Raw genomic sequence first — 13,714 nt, forward strand, 5'->3', positions numbered from 1 at the left:
AGATTTTACCCAACAGAACTAGATGTTTTGTGGGTAAGAGGCATGGAAAATGGACTTGGCTACAGAAAAGTCTAGGGAATTCGCTTGCTTAATTAGAGGGACCCGTCTTTGTGCAAGAATATAGCTACGAGGAGGGGGAGCGTAGGAACAGCTAGATACAAAGAGAGATAAAAAGAAAATACCATATACAAAAGAAAATCTTCTCATTTCTCAACTCCCTATTTGTTTAAATGTTAGAATAATTTTCTTTTTATTATCTATTAATTATCAGTAGGACTTTTATAATAAAATCATACATCTATGAATATGAATGATTTAAGGGGAGAAAAAAAGTTCTTCTTCATCACAATGACCTGAGCAAGTGGCTTATAATCAAGTTCTTCAGGCTTTCTTTATCACACAGTTGTCGCTATACAACTGTCTTTAACCAATCGCGTTAGTTTAACCTTAGTTTTGTTTTTTTCTACCGGTAAAACAATTAGTTTAAGAAAAAATATAAAATAGAAAAAAGAATTGATAAAATTTTTATTTTCTATTGTAATATTGCTTATGGGAAAGTGCTTTATTAATTATTAAAAATTGAAAGGGTTTTTAATAAGGAATCAAGCACGTTAAGTTTTCTAATTAGAAAGGAGTTATAAACTTATGAAGAAAGCTGTTTTACTAGCTACAGTATTTTGTGGTGCTCTTGGCTTGACTAGTTGTTGCCGTATTGTAGATTGCTGCTTTGAAGATCCTTGTGCACCTAGGCCATGCAATCCTTGTGGCAACAAGAAAGATAAAGGCTGTAGCCCTTGTGGTACCTATACACCTTCTTGCTCCAAGCCATGCGGCTCTGAGTGCAATTCAGGAGTTCAAGGACCTCAAGCTAAAGGTTGTACATCTCTAGACGGTAGATGCAAACAATAGGTAACAGTTCTTATCTGTTTACTTAAATTGGTTAGGTAGTTAGGAGGTAAAGTATTTCCCTGCTAACTGCCTTTATGAAAAATAAACTTAAATGTTGAGGGTAAGAGTTCACAACTTTCTACCCGATGGCAGAAGAAAAAATAACACACGCGATAGGAGATCCCTATGTCCAAACTCATCAGACGAGTAGTTACGGTCCTCGCGCTAACTAGTATGGCGAGTTCATTTGCCAGCGGGAAGATAGAGGCCGCTGCTGCAGAGTCTCTTGCTACAAGATTCATTGCCAGTACCGAAAACTCAAATGACAATGTTTTACAAGCAACAGCTAAGAAAGTTAGATTTGGTCGTAACAAAAATCAAAGACAAGAACAAAAACATACCGGTGCTTTCTGTGATAAAGAATTTTATCCCTGCGAAGGTGGTCAGTGCCAATCCGTCGATACTACACAAGAATCTTGCTACGGCAAAATGTATTGTGTCCGTGTTAACGATGACTGTAACGTGGAAATTAGCCAAGCTGTACCTGAATATGCAACAGTAGGATCTCCTTATCCTATTGAAATTCTTGCTGTAGGTAAAAAAGATTGCGTTAATGTTGTGATCACTCAACAGCTTCCTTGCGAAGTTGAGTTTGTCAGCAGTGATCCTGCGACAACACCAACCTCAGATAGCAAATTAATCTGGACAATTGATCGCTTAGGTCAAGGTGAAAAATGCAAAATTACCGTTTGGGTAAAACCTCTTAAAGAAGGTTGTTGCTTCACCGCGGCTACTGTATGCGCTTGCCCAGAACTTCGCTCTTATACCAAATGCGGACAACCAGCTATTTGTATTAAGCAAGAAGGCCCTGAGTGTGCTTGCTTACGTTGCCCAGTTTGTTACAAAATCGAAGTTTGCAACACAGGTTCTGCTATAGCCCGTAATGTTGTCGTCGATAACCCTGTTCCCGATGGCTATACTCACGCTTCAGGACAACGCGTTCTTTCCTTTAACTTAGGAGATATGCGTCCCGGGGATTCTAAATGCTTCGCTGTGGAGTTTTGCCCGCAAAAAAGAGGAAAAATTACTAACGTAGCTACTGTATCTTACTGCGGAGGACATAAATGTTCCGCGAACGTAACTACTGTAGTTAACGAACCCTGCGTACAAGTCAATATCTCTGGAGCTGACTGGTCTTATGTATGTAAGCCTGTAGAATACACTATCGTTGTGTCCAACCCAGGTGATCTTAAACTTTACGATGTCGTTGTAGAAGATACCGCACCTTCAGGAGCTACAATTTTAGAAGCCGATGGAGCTGAAATCCGCTGTAACAAAGCTGTATGGTGCATCAAAGAGATGTGCCCAGGAGAGACTCTACAATTTAAAGTTGTTGCTAAAGCACAAAGCCCAGGTAAATTCACAAATCAAGTTGTTGTCAAAACAAACTCCGATTGTGGAACTTGCACTTCTTGTGCAGAAGCTACAACCCATTGGAAAGGTCTAGCAGCTACTCATATGTGCGTAATCGATACCAATGATCCTATTTGCGTAGGAGAAAATACTGTATACCGTATTTGTGTAACAAACCGTGGTTCTGCAGAAGATACTAACGTTTCATTAATCCTGAAGTTTTCTAAGGAGCTGCAACCCGTTTCTTCTTCAGGCCCAACAAAAGGAACCATTACAGGAAATACAGTCGTATTCGATGCTCTGCCTAAATTAGGCTCTAAGGAATCCGTAGAGTTTTCTGTAACATTAAAAGGGATTGCCCCTGGAGATGCACGAGGAGAGGCTATTCTTTCTTCAGATACTTTAACGGTACCCGTTGCTGATACAGAAAATACGCACGTTTATTAATCTTTTACGTTGCTTATTTTAAAAGATTTGTAAACGAAAAAAGGCCGTCCTAGAGTTGTCTAGGACGGCTTTTTTGTTTCTCTTTGTCACCGTAACGATTTTCTGTAGACCCATCCTGGGAAATTGCAAAAATTAAATTAAAAATTTTAATTAATACCTGGCTAGGTTAAACTCTTTTGTCTTAATGTGTTTAGAGAAGGAGTTTTCGTATGGCAGATGAAAGTACAAATAGTGTGGGTAACGATATTACCAACTTAATCCAACCTGGATTAGGTCAGGTAATACAGGATGAAGAGGTACAGGTAACTTTGATTAATTCTATACTAGGTTGGTGTAGAATACACATAATCAACCCTGTAAAATCATCAAAAATCGTCAAATCAAGAGCATTCCAAATTACTATGATCGTACTGGGAATTATCTTACTTATAGCTGGTTTAGCTTTAACATTTGTATTGCAAGGGCAATTGGGGAAAAATGCTTTCTTATTCTTGATCCCTACAGTTATTGGTTTGGTTAAGTTGCTAGCAACCTCAGTGTTTACGGAAAAACCTTGTACCCCAGAAAAATGGCGTCTATGCAAACGTCTATTGGCAACAACTGAAGATATTTTAGATGATGGTCAGATTAACCAATCAAATACGATTTTTACTATGAATAGTTCTGAGTCGACAAGTGCTTCAGCATCATAGGAAAATAAAGACATAGGCATTTTTAATATCTTAGACATTTAGGAGGTGTTTAACCTCCTAAAGAAACAGCCGCTTTACGATCTCTTAAAAGGATCATGTCTTTTAAAATGTTCACAGATTCTTCCATTTGTAAGTCGTTGCTTCCAAAAGGACGAAGAGCTTCTGAAGGATCTTTTACTTCTTCTAAGAAGATTTTATAGTTCTTATTTTCACTCAATCTCTGTCGACTGTTCTCAGTAAGCTGAGGTAGCATCTCTCTCCAAACAGTCTCTTCTTTCTGTAGATTCGGTATGTAGTATTTTTGAAACCAAGGACGCATGTGGGAATCTAGATCCCCTAAATTATCATTCATGACATTGTCACAACTATCCGAAGGTAGAGGGTGTTCTAAATAACGTTCTCCTAAAGGCTCTGCGAAATAGCGAGAAGCTACATGGATGTCGGAGCGTACACCACGAAGTTGTGTCGATTTCCCAGAAGGCGAATAGTATTTCCCCACAGTAACTTTAAAAAAGCCCTCCGTACCCGCATCTGCTGTAATCGTTTGATGTTGAATTGTGCCTTTCCCATAAGTTTGCTCATCACCAACAATGATAGCTAAACCATAATCTTGTAATGTTTGCGCAACAATTTCAGCTGCAGATGCAGAACTTTTCGAAACAAGAATGGTTAAGGGACCGTCATAGAATTTTTTCGGAGAAACCGTACGGTAACGCTTGATACTCCCATCTGCATAACGTGATACAACAACCACACCATTAGTCATAAATAAACCAGAGACTTTAATGGCTTGTGAGAGAAAACCTCCTGTGTTTTCTCGGATATCTAAAACTAAACCTAGAAGGTTCTTTTCCTGTAAGCTTTGAATTGCACGTTTTAGATCTTGTTCACTTGAAATCTGATTTTCCCCTTCGTAGAAAGAATGCAGCGTAATCTTCCCAATGATCCCATCACCATAAGCTTCATAAGAAACATCAACACGACGATCATCTATACTGATTTTTTCGCGTTTTAACTTCACTGTACGATTTTGGTCTTTACTACGGACGTCTAAGATCACTTCAGAACCCTGAGAGCCTCTAAGACAATCTAACACAGCTCTAAAGGGAAGGTTGTCTATGCTTCTACCATCAACACGATAAATCACATCATCAACATGCAATTCTCCTGTTTTTTCCGCAGGTCCCCCAGGAATAATCTCTTTTACAATCACCCCATCAATATCTTCTTTTAAGATAACGCCAATCCCACACATACCCTTTTCTAATTGAATACGCATGGCTAGAGCTTCTTCCTTACTAAAATACGTGGTGTGCGCATCTAAACTATGGGCCATAGCTTTCACTACACGAACATGGAAGTGATGGGATTCCTCTTCAGGTAACATAGGTTCCCCATAATCATTAATCCCTAAATAAGGATTCTCATATGCTTCAAGTTGACGTACACAGAGTTGGGTTAAAGAAGCTTCCTTCCCTAGGTACCTATCTTTGGAACTATCCGATAAATACACAGAAATATAAGAGAGGAGTAATGAACGCTGCCTCTCCTTTGCCTCTTCGATAGAGCGTGTCCAGTGGTTAGGTTTCTTTATAAGAGGATGGGAAGAAGCTTCCTTCACCAAAGCTTCAGGATTGGATAACCATTCAGCTCGCCATTGACGTGCTCGAACAATGCTTTCTTTAATTACACGATTCAAATTCTGATAAATAGAGAAATTGTTCGTTTTATAGTTTTTTAACAGGCGTTTTTTAATATCTGCAGAATAGATAAAATTATTTACCTCTTGTTCTGTAAGATAAGCTTTATGGGGATCAAAAGATTGAGAGTAACCTAGTAAGGAACGTACTAAAATATCCGAAGATATATCTTGAATATCAACATGATACTCAATCAGCTTATCAACAGTTTTTCGTATGTCTTCTTCATGAAGTAATTCAGATGCAAAAGAGAAACTAGGAAGGCATGTTAAAACAAGAGCGCAAAGACGTAGTATTTTTATCATTACAAATATCTTTGTTGATCGTGGATACTTGTAACATCGACATAAAATGCTCAGGCTTGAGCGAAGATTTTTGCTCCGAAGAAAAACTTATTCAGAATAAACAGGTTGGTAAGAAAAATATTCTTTCTTAAGATGCCGGGGATGGAGCGCATAAAAAATTTTTTATATCACAAAGCGCATTGATCAATAATATCCCTATTGCAATGAAAACTAGGAAAGAACCTATGATAAAATAGGCCCCTGAAAAGGGGAGTGTCGCTTGCGGTAGGAAACTTAATCCCGATAAAAGCAAAGCAAGAATAAAGAATACCGTAGCCATTGCAATCATCACAACATTACGTGAAGAATCATGCACCCGCTGTTGAAAATGCCCATGTAAAAAACTTGCCGGAATTTCCGTAGTCATAGGTTTCCTTGGACTTAAAAAGAAAATATTATAAAACAAATAGGATAAGAAAACACTTAAATAAAAGTTTTCAATCTATTGTTGTGACTTAGATGCTTTTATGTATTATCTTTGTTTTTTCATATTGATAATTTCTTTTTTAACAGGGCGAGCTGCTCCTGTTGCCTGCTCTGAAGTTTTCCCCTGGATAGCACCTAAATCTCTTACTGTGCTCGGCAGCCCATTTGTCGATGTTATCCTCGAAACTCCTAAGGAATTTATTGAAAAATGTGATGTGAAAGTAGGTGAGATACAAAATATAAATAGCTCAGATGTAAAAAAGATTTTTTTGATGTACAGAGAAACCTTTCCCGACAATCCGATCACAGTAACAAGGAAAGAACCTCTAAGCCTTACGGAAGATCAGCTAGCTAATCTAGGTTGTAGAAGTTTACTTAATAAGCCGCCTTATCTTAATTACTCAAAACAGGCAGAATATGGGCCAGCACTGAATGCATGGGATCATCTCCGACTTATTCTTCGTTGCCCAAATCAAGAAGATACCTTCTGCTACTTTCTTGACGAAACGCCCCAATCCCTGGCAGGACTATCTTTATCCCCGGATCTGGGATATACTTTGATTGATAGCGAATTATTAATTTATGGTTGCTACATAGAAAGTTTTTTGAAAAAAGCGGGCAGTCTCAACCACAAAATCCTACTCGATCTTAATAATCCTCATATCGTCCATCAATATAGAGACCGCGTTTGGTCCTTGTTTCCCTATATAGACGTTCTCTTTTTATCAGAAGAGTCAACGCAGTCGTTAACAGGGATGTCTAACACCATTTTAGGTAGACGCCTGCTTTCCCGTATGATTCCGACGGTGTTTGTACAAAACATAGCGGAAGAGAAGTCGCAAATCTATTTTATCCAACATGGTAAAGAAACCCTGTATTCCTCCACACAGGAATTACAACAAATCATTTTCGCGTTTCTCTTTGGTTATATCAACGATAATGTAATGGATTACTGTTTTCATGCAGGGGATCTCTTACTAGAAAATGCCTAATTTCTTCTCCACAAGCTCAGGAAGCTGTTTTTGTAATTCTAAAACTGAAAAATAACTTTTCCATATTAGAATAATTTTTTTGAATATCAGATGATTATACTCTAATTCTCTTCTAAAAATAAGCCCTTGCAAACAAAGGGATCCTTACTCTATATTTTCCCCCTTATAGTAGTTAGGTTGAATTGAGAAGGATACATGCCAACCATTAATCAATTAATACGTAAAAAGCGTCAATCTAGCGCGTCTAGAAAGAAATCTCCAGCCTTGCAGACATGCCCACAACGACGTGGTGTATGTCTACAAGTAAAGACAAAGACTCCTAAAAAGCCGAACTCAGCTTTACGTAAAGTTGCTTGGGTGCGTTTGTCTAATGGTCAAGAAGTCATCGCCTACATTGGTGGTGAGGGCCATAATTTGCAAGAGCACAGCATCGTGTTGGTTCAAGGTGGCAGGGTTAAAGATTTACCTGGTGTCCGTTATCACATCGTTCGCGGAGCCCTAGATTGCGCTGCTGTCAAAAATAGAAAACAAAGCCGTTCTCGATACGGAGCAAAGCGTCCTAAGTAGGACTATTCTTTATTTAGGAATGAGAAGTTAGAGGTTAATTTATATGTCAAGACGACATGCCGCTGAGAAAAAAGTCATCCCAGCAGATCCTATCTATGGAAGTGTGACTCTGGAAAGATTCATTAATAAAGTTATGATGCACGGCAAAAAAAGCGTCGCTAGAAAAATTGTTTATAACGCTTTGGAAAGATTTGCTAAGAAAATAGGCGCTGAGAATGTTTTAGAAGCTTTTGAAGAAGCCTTAGAAAATGCAAAGCCTTTGCTTGAAGTTCGGTCTCGTCGTGTTGGAGGGGCTACATATCAGGTTCCTGTAGAAGTTGCGGCAGGTCGTAGGGATTGCTTGGCTATGCAATGGATTATTAAATTTGCTAGGGCAAAGCCAGGGAAATCCATGGAGGTAGGATTGGCTACCGAGCTTGTTGACTGTTTCAATAAGCAAGGAGCTACTATCAAGAAGCGTGAAGATACTCATCGTATGGCTGAAGCAAATAAAGCGTTTGCTCATTATAAGTGGTAAAATAATATTTAATCTCGGTTCGAAAGAGGCGTAACAAGTTCATGAGTGATCAAGAATTCGATTTAAGCAAGATCAGAAACATCGGTATCATGGCACATATCGATGCGGGAAAAACGACAACTACAGAAAGAATTCTTTATTACGCCGGAAGGACTCATAAAATAGGTGAGGTTCATGAAGGCGGCGCCACCATGGACTGGATGGAGCAGGAACAAGAAAGAGGTATTACTATTACCTCTGCTGCAACAACTGTTTTTTGGTTAGACTGCAAAATTAATATTATTGACACTCCAGGCCACGTCGATTTTACCATTGAGGTAGAACGATCTCTACGCGTTCTAGACGGTGCTGTAGCTGTGTTTGATGCAGTGTCAGGAGTTGAGCCTCAGTCCGAGACTGTATGGAGACAGGCGAATAAATACGGTGTTCCTCGGATCGCTTTTGTAAACAAGATGGATCGTATGGGTGCTGATTACTTTGCAGCCGTAGAATCCATGAAAGAGAAGCTTGGTGCTAACGCTGTTGCTGTGCACTGTCCTATCGGCTCAGAGAGTCAATTTGTCGGGATGGTCGATCTTATTTCTCAAAAAGCTCTTTACTTCCTAGATGAAACTCTAGGTGCTAAGTGGGAAGAGCGTGAAATTCCTGAAGAACTTAAAGAAAAGTGTGCCAAACTTCGCTACGCTCTTCTCGAAGAGCTTGCTACAGTAGATGAGAGCAACGAAGCTTTCATGATGAAGGTTCTTGAGGATCCAGATTCGATTACAGAAGAAGAAATTCATAGCGTTATGAGGAAAGGGGTTATTGAAAATAAAATTAACCCTGTATTGTGCGGAACCGCTTTTAAAAACAAAGGGGTGCAACAACTCCTTAATGTTATCGTCAAGTGGTTGCCATCTCCTAAAGACCGCGGAACAATTCATGGAATTAACCTAAAAAATAACGAAGAAGTCTGCCTAGAACCTAGAAAAGACGGGCCTCTAGCCGCTCTTGCGTTTAAAATCATGACGGATCCTTACGTCGGTCGTATTACCTTTATTCGTATTTACTCTGGTACTCTTAAAAAAGGTTCAGCAATCCTGAATTCTACTAAAGATAAGAAAGAGCGTATCTCTCGTTTATTGGAAATGCACGCGAATGAGAGAACAGATAGAGACGAATTCACAGTCGGTGATATTGGAGCTTGCGTAGGATTAAAATATTCAGTAACAGGGGATACACTTTGCGAAGAAAATCAAGAAATTGTTCTTGAACGTATCGAAATCCCTGAGCCTGTGATTGACATGGCTATTGAGCCAAAGTCCAAAGGAGATAGAGAGAAGTTAGCTCAAGCATTAAGTGCTCTTTCCGAAGAGGACCCCACTTTCCGTGTAAGTTCAAATGAAGAAACTGGACAGACAATTATCTCCGGAATGGGTGAGCTACATTTAGATATTCTTCGTGATCGTATGATCCGCGAATTTAAAGTAGAAGCTAACGTTGGCAAACCGCAAGTATCTTATAAAGAAACGATTACTACAAATAGCAGCAGTGAAACAAAGTATGTAAAACAGTCTGGTGGTCGTGGTCAATACGCTCACGTTTGCCTCGAGATTGAACCAAATGAACCAGGAAAAGGAAATGAAGTTGTCAGTAAAATTGTTGGCGGCGTCATTCCTAAAGAATATATCCCAGCCGTTATCAAAGGTGTGGAAGAAGGGTTAAATACAGGCGTTCTTGCCGGCTATGGTTTGGTTGATGTTAAAGTGAACATTGTATTCGGGTCATATCACGAAGTGGATTCTAGTGAGATGGCGTTTAAGATATGTGGTTCAATGGCAGTTAAAGAAGCTTGTAGAAAAGCTGCTCCAGTCATTCTAGAACCTATTATGAAAATTGCAGTAATTACTCCTGAAGATCATCTAGGAGACGTTATTGGGGACTTAAATCGTCGTCGCGGAAAAATCTTAGGTCAAGAATCTTCTCGAGGTATGGCACAAGTAAATGCCGAAGTACCCCTCAGTGAAATGTTTGGGTACACAACATCTTTAAGATCCTTGACTTCCGGAAGAGCAACATCAACAATGGAACCTGCCTTCTTTGCTAAGGTTCCTCAAAAAATTCAAGAAGAGATTGTTAAGAAGTAAGGAATATATGAAGCAGCAAAAACAGAAAATCCGTATTCGTCTGAAAGGATTTGATCAAGGGCAACTAGATCGATCAACTGCAGATATTGTTGAGACTGCTAAAAGAACAGGCGCTCGTGTAGCAGGTCCTATTCCGTTGCCTACAAAGAGGGAAGTGTACACCGTGCTGCGTTCTCCTCACGTAGATAAAAAATCTAGAGAGCAGTTTGAAATTCGTACTCATAAGCGTTTGATAGATATCCTAGATCCTACAGGAAAAACTATAGATGCTTTAAAAATGTTAGCTCTTCCAGCAGGAGTTGATATTAAAATCAAAGCTGCATAAATTCATCTGACTCGGCTATGCATTTGTTAGAGAAATTTAAAGCTCAGAGAGTATCTCTTCTCTCAAGGGAGCTCATTTCTTGTTGCGATTCTGCTATTGCTTCTTCTGATGCAGGCCACGTTTATCAATTGCTCTTTAACACAACAGGCTCTAATCTGTCCTATAAGGTAGGGGATTCTCTTGGTGTATTTCCAAAGAATCCCGTGCATGTTGTTGAGAAGATCCTTGAGTGTCTAAGTTATTCTCCAAAACAACTAATACAATCTCGAGCATCTTCTCAGATTTCCCTCTATGATTTCTTGAGATGTCATACGAATGTAAATAAATTACCCCCAAAGCTGAAGTCTTTTTTCCCTGATCTAGAAGAGACGATGACTTTCTACGATGCAATACAAAAATACAAACCCCATATTCCTGTGGAATTGTTTGTAGAGAGTGTTTTGCCCTTATTGCCACGATTTTATTCTATAGCTTCAGCTCCTCATCCTAATGAGAATCAAATCGAACTCTTGGTCAGACTTGTGAATTATTCAGGAGAATATGAGCAACGCTACGGTGTCTGTTCTTTCTTTTTGTGTAAGGAATTAGAGTTAGGCAAGAGCTGTAATGTGTTTGTACAACCAACCAAACACTTTACTATTACAGATGATATACAAAATAAACCTATTGTCATGATTGGGTCAGGAACAGGAATCGCTCCTTATAAAGCGTTCGTACAACAACGTATCTACAATAACGATGCTGGTATGAACATGCTCTTTTTTGGAGAACGTTTCGAAAAAGCAAATTTCTATTACCAAGATTTCTGGAAAAAAGCCGTCGAAAATGAGTTTTTAAAGCTATTTCTCGCCTTTTCTCGTGACGGCGATCATAAACTTTATGTGCAAGATCTACTCAAACAACAAGCAGACCTTGTTCTCCAAGCTTATGAAGAGGGCGCCTACTTCTTTGTATGTGGAAGTAAGGTATTAGGAAACGAAATAAAAAAAACTCTAGCAGATATCCTAGGAAAGAATAAGCTCTCCCAATTAAAGGAAGAGCACCGTTATGTTGCTGATGTGTATTAACCGCAGTACTCCATAATTGTCAGTATACAAAAACATTGAACACCATCGCCGCAACCAAAATCACTTAATCCCTCTCCTGAAGTCGCAGTAATGCCTACAGATCCTAAGGGAATGTTCAAGGCTGAAGCAATACTTTGTCGCATTGCAGAGAGTTTTGGGAGGAATTTTGGGCGATTCCCCTCAATAGTAATGGCCACATGAGAAATCATTTGGTTCGATTTCAAAGATTTTATAGCTTCAGATAAATACACGCTACTGTCTGTAATCCCACGAGTATGGAAAAGCTCGTCAGCAACTTCTCCTAGTATGATTCTATGAGTGACAGAAGAAATAGCGTTGCAAATAGCATGGAAAATAATGTCTCCGTCCGAATTTGCTTGGAAACCGGGACTATTTTCAAAGATAACTCCAGCTAAAATACAGGGTTTTGCAGAACTTTCAGAGAGGAAACGATGGCTATCTTGCCCGATTCCTACACGGTAAATCCACTGCGGTTTAGGCAAGGAAGAGTCATTTTCTGCGTTCATACTTATTGTACCGTTTTTAATGTTCTTTTATTGAGAAACAACCATCTTGAATCTAAGGAATTTACGCATACCTAATCTTCAAGATTTTAATACAGTTGAAAATCTCTTTGAGCACTATACAAAATCACTAGAATTCACGCACCTATACATATATAAAATTATTCTATTAAACAAAATTAACTCGGGATGAAAACATTATTTCAATAAATCTAGAATTTTAATTAAAAAACAATTTGTTTTTTAAGTTCAAATCGTTAATTATATTACAGTTTTTATTTTTAATATGGGCTTTATCCATGAAGATTGGATACCAAACAAGTGAAGAATTCGATCAAAGGATCAGTGGATTACCCAGAAATGTCCACATGATGTTCCCTAGAGATGATGAAGGCATTTGGGATATTTCTTGTGACTGGGATCTTACAAAACCAATAGCTTGTAGAAATTCTTTACTGGCAGCATTTCCATTCGTCGGTTCTATCGTGGGATTGATTAAACTGGTGAGTGTGTGGTCAGTTAATCTCAGAGAGGATAGTGCAAAGAAAGTATTTGTATACACTGTCACAGGATTAATGGAGTTTTGTGGTCTAGGTATCCTGACTCTAATCTTGAAACTTCTCTATACATTTGCACTCCATTGTTGTAGCAAACCAAATTCTAGAACCTTGTCCGCTCCTCATATCGCTGAAAGCTACTCTAACTAATACCCTAGCGTTCTGACCTCACTTTTTCGTAAACTCTTTGATTAGAGTTCATGTTCTTAGAAATATCATTGCTTTAAAGCGAATATTTCCCTATGATAACCTACTGAAAATGGCTGGATAGCTCAGTTGGTAGAGCAGAGGATTGAAGATCCTTGTGTCGTCGGTTCGACCCCGGCTCCGGCCATACTCGGTTAAAATTCAATGTGGCTAGTTTTTCTTGAAAAACTAAAATTCAGGACTTTGTATTTTTTATAATTTCACGGTTTGTTAAAGTATTTAGCAGTATTGAGTCCTGATCACAGAATAAAGAATCATAAGGGAAGATTTAATGAAGTCTTACGCAATAATTCAGACCGGAAGCAAGCAATATCAGGTTTCTGAAGGAGACATAATTGACGTCGAATTATTAGACGGTGTTTCCGAAGGACAAGAAGTTGTTTTCGATCAAGTGTTGTTTACTTTTGATGGGTCTAAAGTTTCTTTAGGGACTCCTACAGTAAAGAATGCTGTAGTAAAAGGCGAATTGTTATCTCGAGTTCGTGGAGAGAAAGTCATCGCCTATAAGTATAAAAGACGTAAAAATTATCACCGTAAGATCGGTCACCGTCAGAACTATCTTAGGGTAAAAATTAGCAATCTAGTGATGTAATCGACTAGTGGAAAACTAAAGGATTTTGAAATGGCACATAAGAAAGGTCAGGGAGCAAGCCGTAACGGTCGCGATTCAGAGTCAAAGCGTCTCGGTATGAAAGTGGGCGCAGGACAAAGGGTTTCCACAGGAAGTATTCTTGTAAGACAAAGAGGCACTAAGTGGCATCCTTCGAAAAATGTAGGTAGAGGTCGTGATGACACTCTATTCGCTTTAATCGATGGTATTGTTGTCACTAGAAAGACAGATCGTACATATATTTCTGTTCTTCCAGAATAAGTCTTACCAGACTCTTCAAAAATTAAGTTTGTTTAGGAAGCTCTATTTTTT

At 38.8% G+C, this 13,714-nt stretch carries 16 protein-coding genes and 1 tRNA gene; 13 read left to right on the forward strand and 4 right to left on the reverse strand.

All coding sequences use genetic code 11. The features are described from left to right. Positions 1-18: 18 nt before the first annotated feature. On the reverse strand, positions 19-207 hold the full coding sequence (locus FI836_RS05400; RefSeq protein WP_014943687.1) for a hypothetical protein: 189 nt from the start codon (positions 205-207) through the stop codon (positions 19-21). A 438-nt stretch (positions 208-645) separates the two neighbouring features. On the opposite strand from FI836_RS05400, the gene FI836_RS03660 reads away from it, so the two are divergent. The 3 genes from FI836_RS03660 to FI836_RS03670 all read left to right on the forward strand — a co-directional run bounded on the left by FI836_RS03660 (position 646) and on the right by FI836_RS03670 (position 3,440). Beyond that, on the forward strand, positions 646-909 hold the full coding sequence (locus tag FI836_RS03660) for a small cysteine-rich outer membrane protein (protein ID WP_014944472.1): 264 nt from the start codon (positions 646-648) through the stop codon (positions 907-909). Positions 910-1,074: 165 nt separating this feature from the next. Then, positions 1,075-2,748: an outer membrane complex protein OmcB gene (omcB, locus tag FI836_RS03665; RefSeq protein WP_014943689.1), complete on the forward strand. Its 1,674-nt coding sequence runs from the start codon at positions 1,075-1,077 to the stop codon at positions 2,746-2,748. Positions 2,749-2,957: 209 nt separating this feature from the next. Then, positions 2,958-3,440, forward strand: coding sequence for a cysteine-rich outer membrane protein (locus tag FI836_RS03670; protein WP_014943690.1), 483 nt, complete (start codon positions 2,958-2,960; stop codon positions 3,438-3,440). A gap of 49 nt (positions 3,441-3,489) precedes the next feature. Here FI836_RS03670 and tsp read toward each other — a convergent pair whose 3' ends face one another. Next, positions 3,490-5,445: a tail-specific protease Tsp gene (tsp, locus tag FI836_RS03675; RefSeq protein ID WP_014943691.1), complete on the reverse strand. Its 1,956-nt coding sequence runs from the start codon at positions 5,443-5,445 to the stop codon at positions 3,490-3,492. 127 nt (positions 5,446-5,572) lie between these two features. After that, the gene (locus FI836_RS03680; protein ID WP_006342865.1) at positions 5,573-5,851 is read right to left on the reverse strand and encodes a hypothetical protein; all 279 of its coding nucleotides are present in this window, start codon (positions 5,849-5,851) and stop codon (positions 5,573-5,575) included. 100 nt (positions 5,852-5,951) lie between these two features. Here FI836_RS03680 and FI836_RS03685 point away from each other — a divergent pair, with 100 nt between their 5' ends. The 6 genes from FI836_RS03685 to FI836_RS03710 all read left to right on the forward strand — a co-directional run bounded on the left by FI836_RS03685 (position 5,952) and on the right by FI836_RS03710 (position 11,504). Further along, entirely contained in the window at positions 5,952-6,902 is a 951-nt protein-coding gene (locus FI836_RS03685; RefSeq protein ID WP_006342866.1) for a hypothetical protein, read from the forward strand. A 195-nt stretch (positions 6,903-7,097) separates the two neighbouring features. Continuing rightward, entirely contained in the window at positions 7,098-7,469 is a 372-nt protein-coding gene (rpsL, locus tag FI836_RS03690; RefSeq protein WP_139934580.1) for a 30S ribosomal protein S12, read from the forward strand. A gap of 43 nt (positions 7,470-7,512) precedes the next feature. Then, positions 7,513-7,986, forward strand: coding sequence for a 30S ribosomal protein S7 (gene rpsG / locus FI836_RS03695; protein WP_014943692.1), 474 nt, complete (start codon positions 7,513-7,515; stop codon positions 7,984-7,986). Positions 7,987-8,027: 41 nt separating this feature from the next. Next, complete coding sequence (gene fusA, locus FI836_RS03700; protein WP_006342870.1) at positions 8,028-10,112, forward strand: elongation factor G; 2,085 nt, start codon at positions 8,028-8,030, stop codon at positions 10,110-10,112. 7 nt (positions 10,113-10,119) lie between these two features. Continuing rightward, positions 10,120-10,437 carry a 30S ribosomal protein S10 gene (gene rpsJ / locus FI836_RS03705; RefSeq protein ID WP_006342871.1) on the forward strand — a complete coding sequence of 106 codons (318 nt, stop codon included), beginning with the start codon at positions 10,120-10,122 and terminating at the stop codon, positions 10,435-10,437. A 17-nt stretch (positions 10,438-10,454) separates the two neighbouring features. After that, complete coding sequence (locus FI836_RS03710) at positions 10,455-11,504, forward strand: sulfite reductase flavoprotein subunit alpha (RefSeq protein WP_014943693.1); 1,050 nt, start codon at positions 10,455-10,457, stop codon at positions 11,502-11,504. Here FI836_RS03710 and ispF read toward each other — a convergent pair. After that, a complete protein-coding gene (ispF, locus tag FI836_RS03715; RefSeq protein ID WP_013462606.1) occupies positions 11,501-12,031 on the reverse strand; it encodes a 2-C-methyl-D-erythritol 2,4-cyclodiphosphate synthase in 531 nt (176 codons plus the stop codon). The genes FI836_RS03710 and ispF overlap by 4 nt on opposite strands. Before the next feature lie 296 nt (positions 12,032-12,327). On the opposite strand from ispF, the gene FI836_RS03720 reads away from it, so the two are divergent. The 4 genes from FI836_RS03720 to rpmA all read left to right on the forward strand — a co-directional run bounded on the left by FI836_RS03720 (position 12,328) and on the right by rpmA (position 13,663). Beyond that, a complete protein-coding gene (locus FI836_RS03720) occupies positions 12,328-12,735 on the forward strand; it encodes a hypothetical protein (protein WP_013747328.1) in 408 nt (135 codons plus the stop codon). A 111-nt stretch (positions 12,736-12,846) separates the two neighbouring features. Next, positions 12,847-12,919: transfer RNA gene (locus FI836_RS03725), tRNA-Phe, on the forward strand. 144 nt (positions 12,920-13,063) lie between these two features. Continuing rightward, entirely contained in the window at positions 13,064-13,384 is a 321-nt protein-coding gene (rplU, locus tag FI836_RS03730; protein ID WP_006342875.1) for a 50S ribosomal protein L21, read from the forward strand. A 30-nt stretch (positions 13,385-13,414) separates the two neighbouring features. Beyond that, the gene (rpmA, locus tag FI836_RS03735) at positions 13,415-13,663 is read left to right on the forward strand and encodes a 50S ribosomal protein L27 (RefSeq protein ID WP_006342876.1); all 249 of its coding nucleotides are present in this window, start codon (positions 13,415-13,417) and stop codon (positions 13,661-13,663) included. Positions 13,664-13,714 lie beyond the last annotated feature (51 nt).

It is taken from the genome of Chlamydophila parapsittaci, from assembly GCF_006385615.1.
In the GTDB taxonomy this organism is placed as follows: domain Bacteria; phylum Chlamydiota; class Chlamydiia; order Chlamydiales; family Chlamydiaceae; genus Chlamydia; species Chlamydia psittaci.

What these genes read in the sequence shown, in the direction of transcription:
- FI836_RS03685 (WP_006342866.1), top strand. Translation starts at nt 5,952, where the DNA reads ATGTATTATCTTTGTTTTTTCATATTGATAATTTCTTTTTTAACAGGG.
- FI836_RS03720 (WP_013747328.1), top strand. Translation starts at nt 12,328, where the DNA reads ATGAAGATTGGATACCAAACAAGTGAAGAATTCGATCAAAGGATCAGT.
- FI836_RS05400 (WP_014943687.1), bottom strand. Translation starts at nt 207, where the DNA reads ATGAGAAGATTTTCTTTTGTATATGGTATTTTCTTTTTATCTCTCTTT.
- rpsJ (WP_006342871.1), top strand. Translation starts at nt 10,120, where the DNA reads ATGAAGCAGCAAAAACAGAAAATCCGTATTCGTCTGAAAGGATTTGAT.
- FI836_RS03660 (WP_014944472.1), top strand. Translation starts at nt 646, where the DNA reads ATGAAGAAAGCTGTTTTACTAGCTACAGTATTTTGTGGTGCTCTTGGC.
- tsp (WP_014943691.1), bottom strand. Translation starts at nt 5,445, where the DNA reads ATGATAAAAATACTACGTCTTTGCGCTCTTGTTTTAACATGCCTTCCT.
- fusA (WP_006342870.1), top strand. Translation starts at nt 8,028, where the DNA reads ATGAGTGATCAAGAATTCGATTTAAGCAAGATCAGAAACATCGGTATC.
- rpsL (WP_139934580.1), top strand. Translation starts at nt 7,098, where the DNA reads ATGCCAACCATTAATCAATTAATACGTAAAAAGCGTCAATCTAGCGCG.
- FI836_RS03710 (WP_014943693.1), top strand. Translation starts at nt 10,455, where the DNA reads ATGCATTTGTTAGAGAAATTTAAAGCTCAGAGAGTATCTCTTCTCTCA.
- rpsG (WP_014943692.1), top strand. Translation starts at nt 7,513, where the DNA reads ATGTCAAGACGACATGCCGCTGAGAAAAAAGTCATCCCAGCAGATCCT.
- rpmA (WP_006342876.1), top strand. Translation starts at nt 13,415, where the DNA reads ATGGCACATAAGAAAGGTCAGGGAGCAAGCCGTAACGGTCGCGATTCA.
- FI836_RS03680 (WP_006342865.1), bottom strand. Translation starts at nt 5,851, where the DNA reads ATGACTACGGAAATTCCGGCAAGTTTTTTACATGGGCATTTTCAACAG.
- ispF (WP_013462606.1), bottom strand. Translation starts at nt 12,031, where the DNA reads ATGAACGCAGAAAATGACTCTTCCTTGCCTAAACCGCAGTGGATTTAC.
- FI836_RS03670 (WP_014943690.1), top strand. Translation starts at nt 2,958, where the DNA reads ATGGCAGATGAAAGTACAAATAGTGTGGGTAACGATATTACCAACTTA.
- omcB (WP_014943689.1), top strand. Translation starts at nt 1,075, where the DNA reads ATGTCCAAACTCATCAGACGAGTAGTTACGGTCCTCGCGCTAACTAGT.
- rplU (WP_006342875.1), top strand. Translation starts at nt 13,064, where the DNA reads ATGAAGTCTTACGCAATAATTCAGACCGGAAGCAAGCAATATCAGGTT.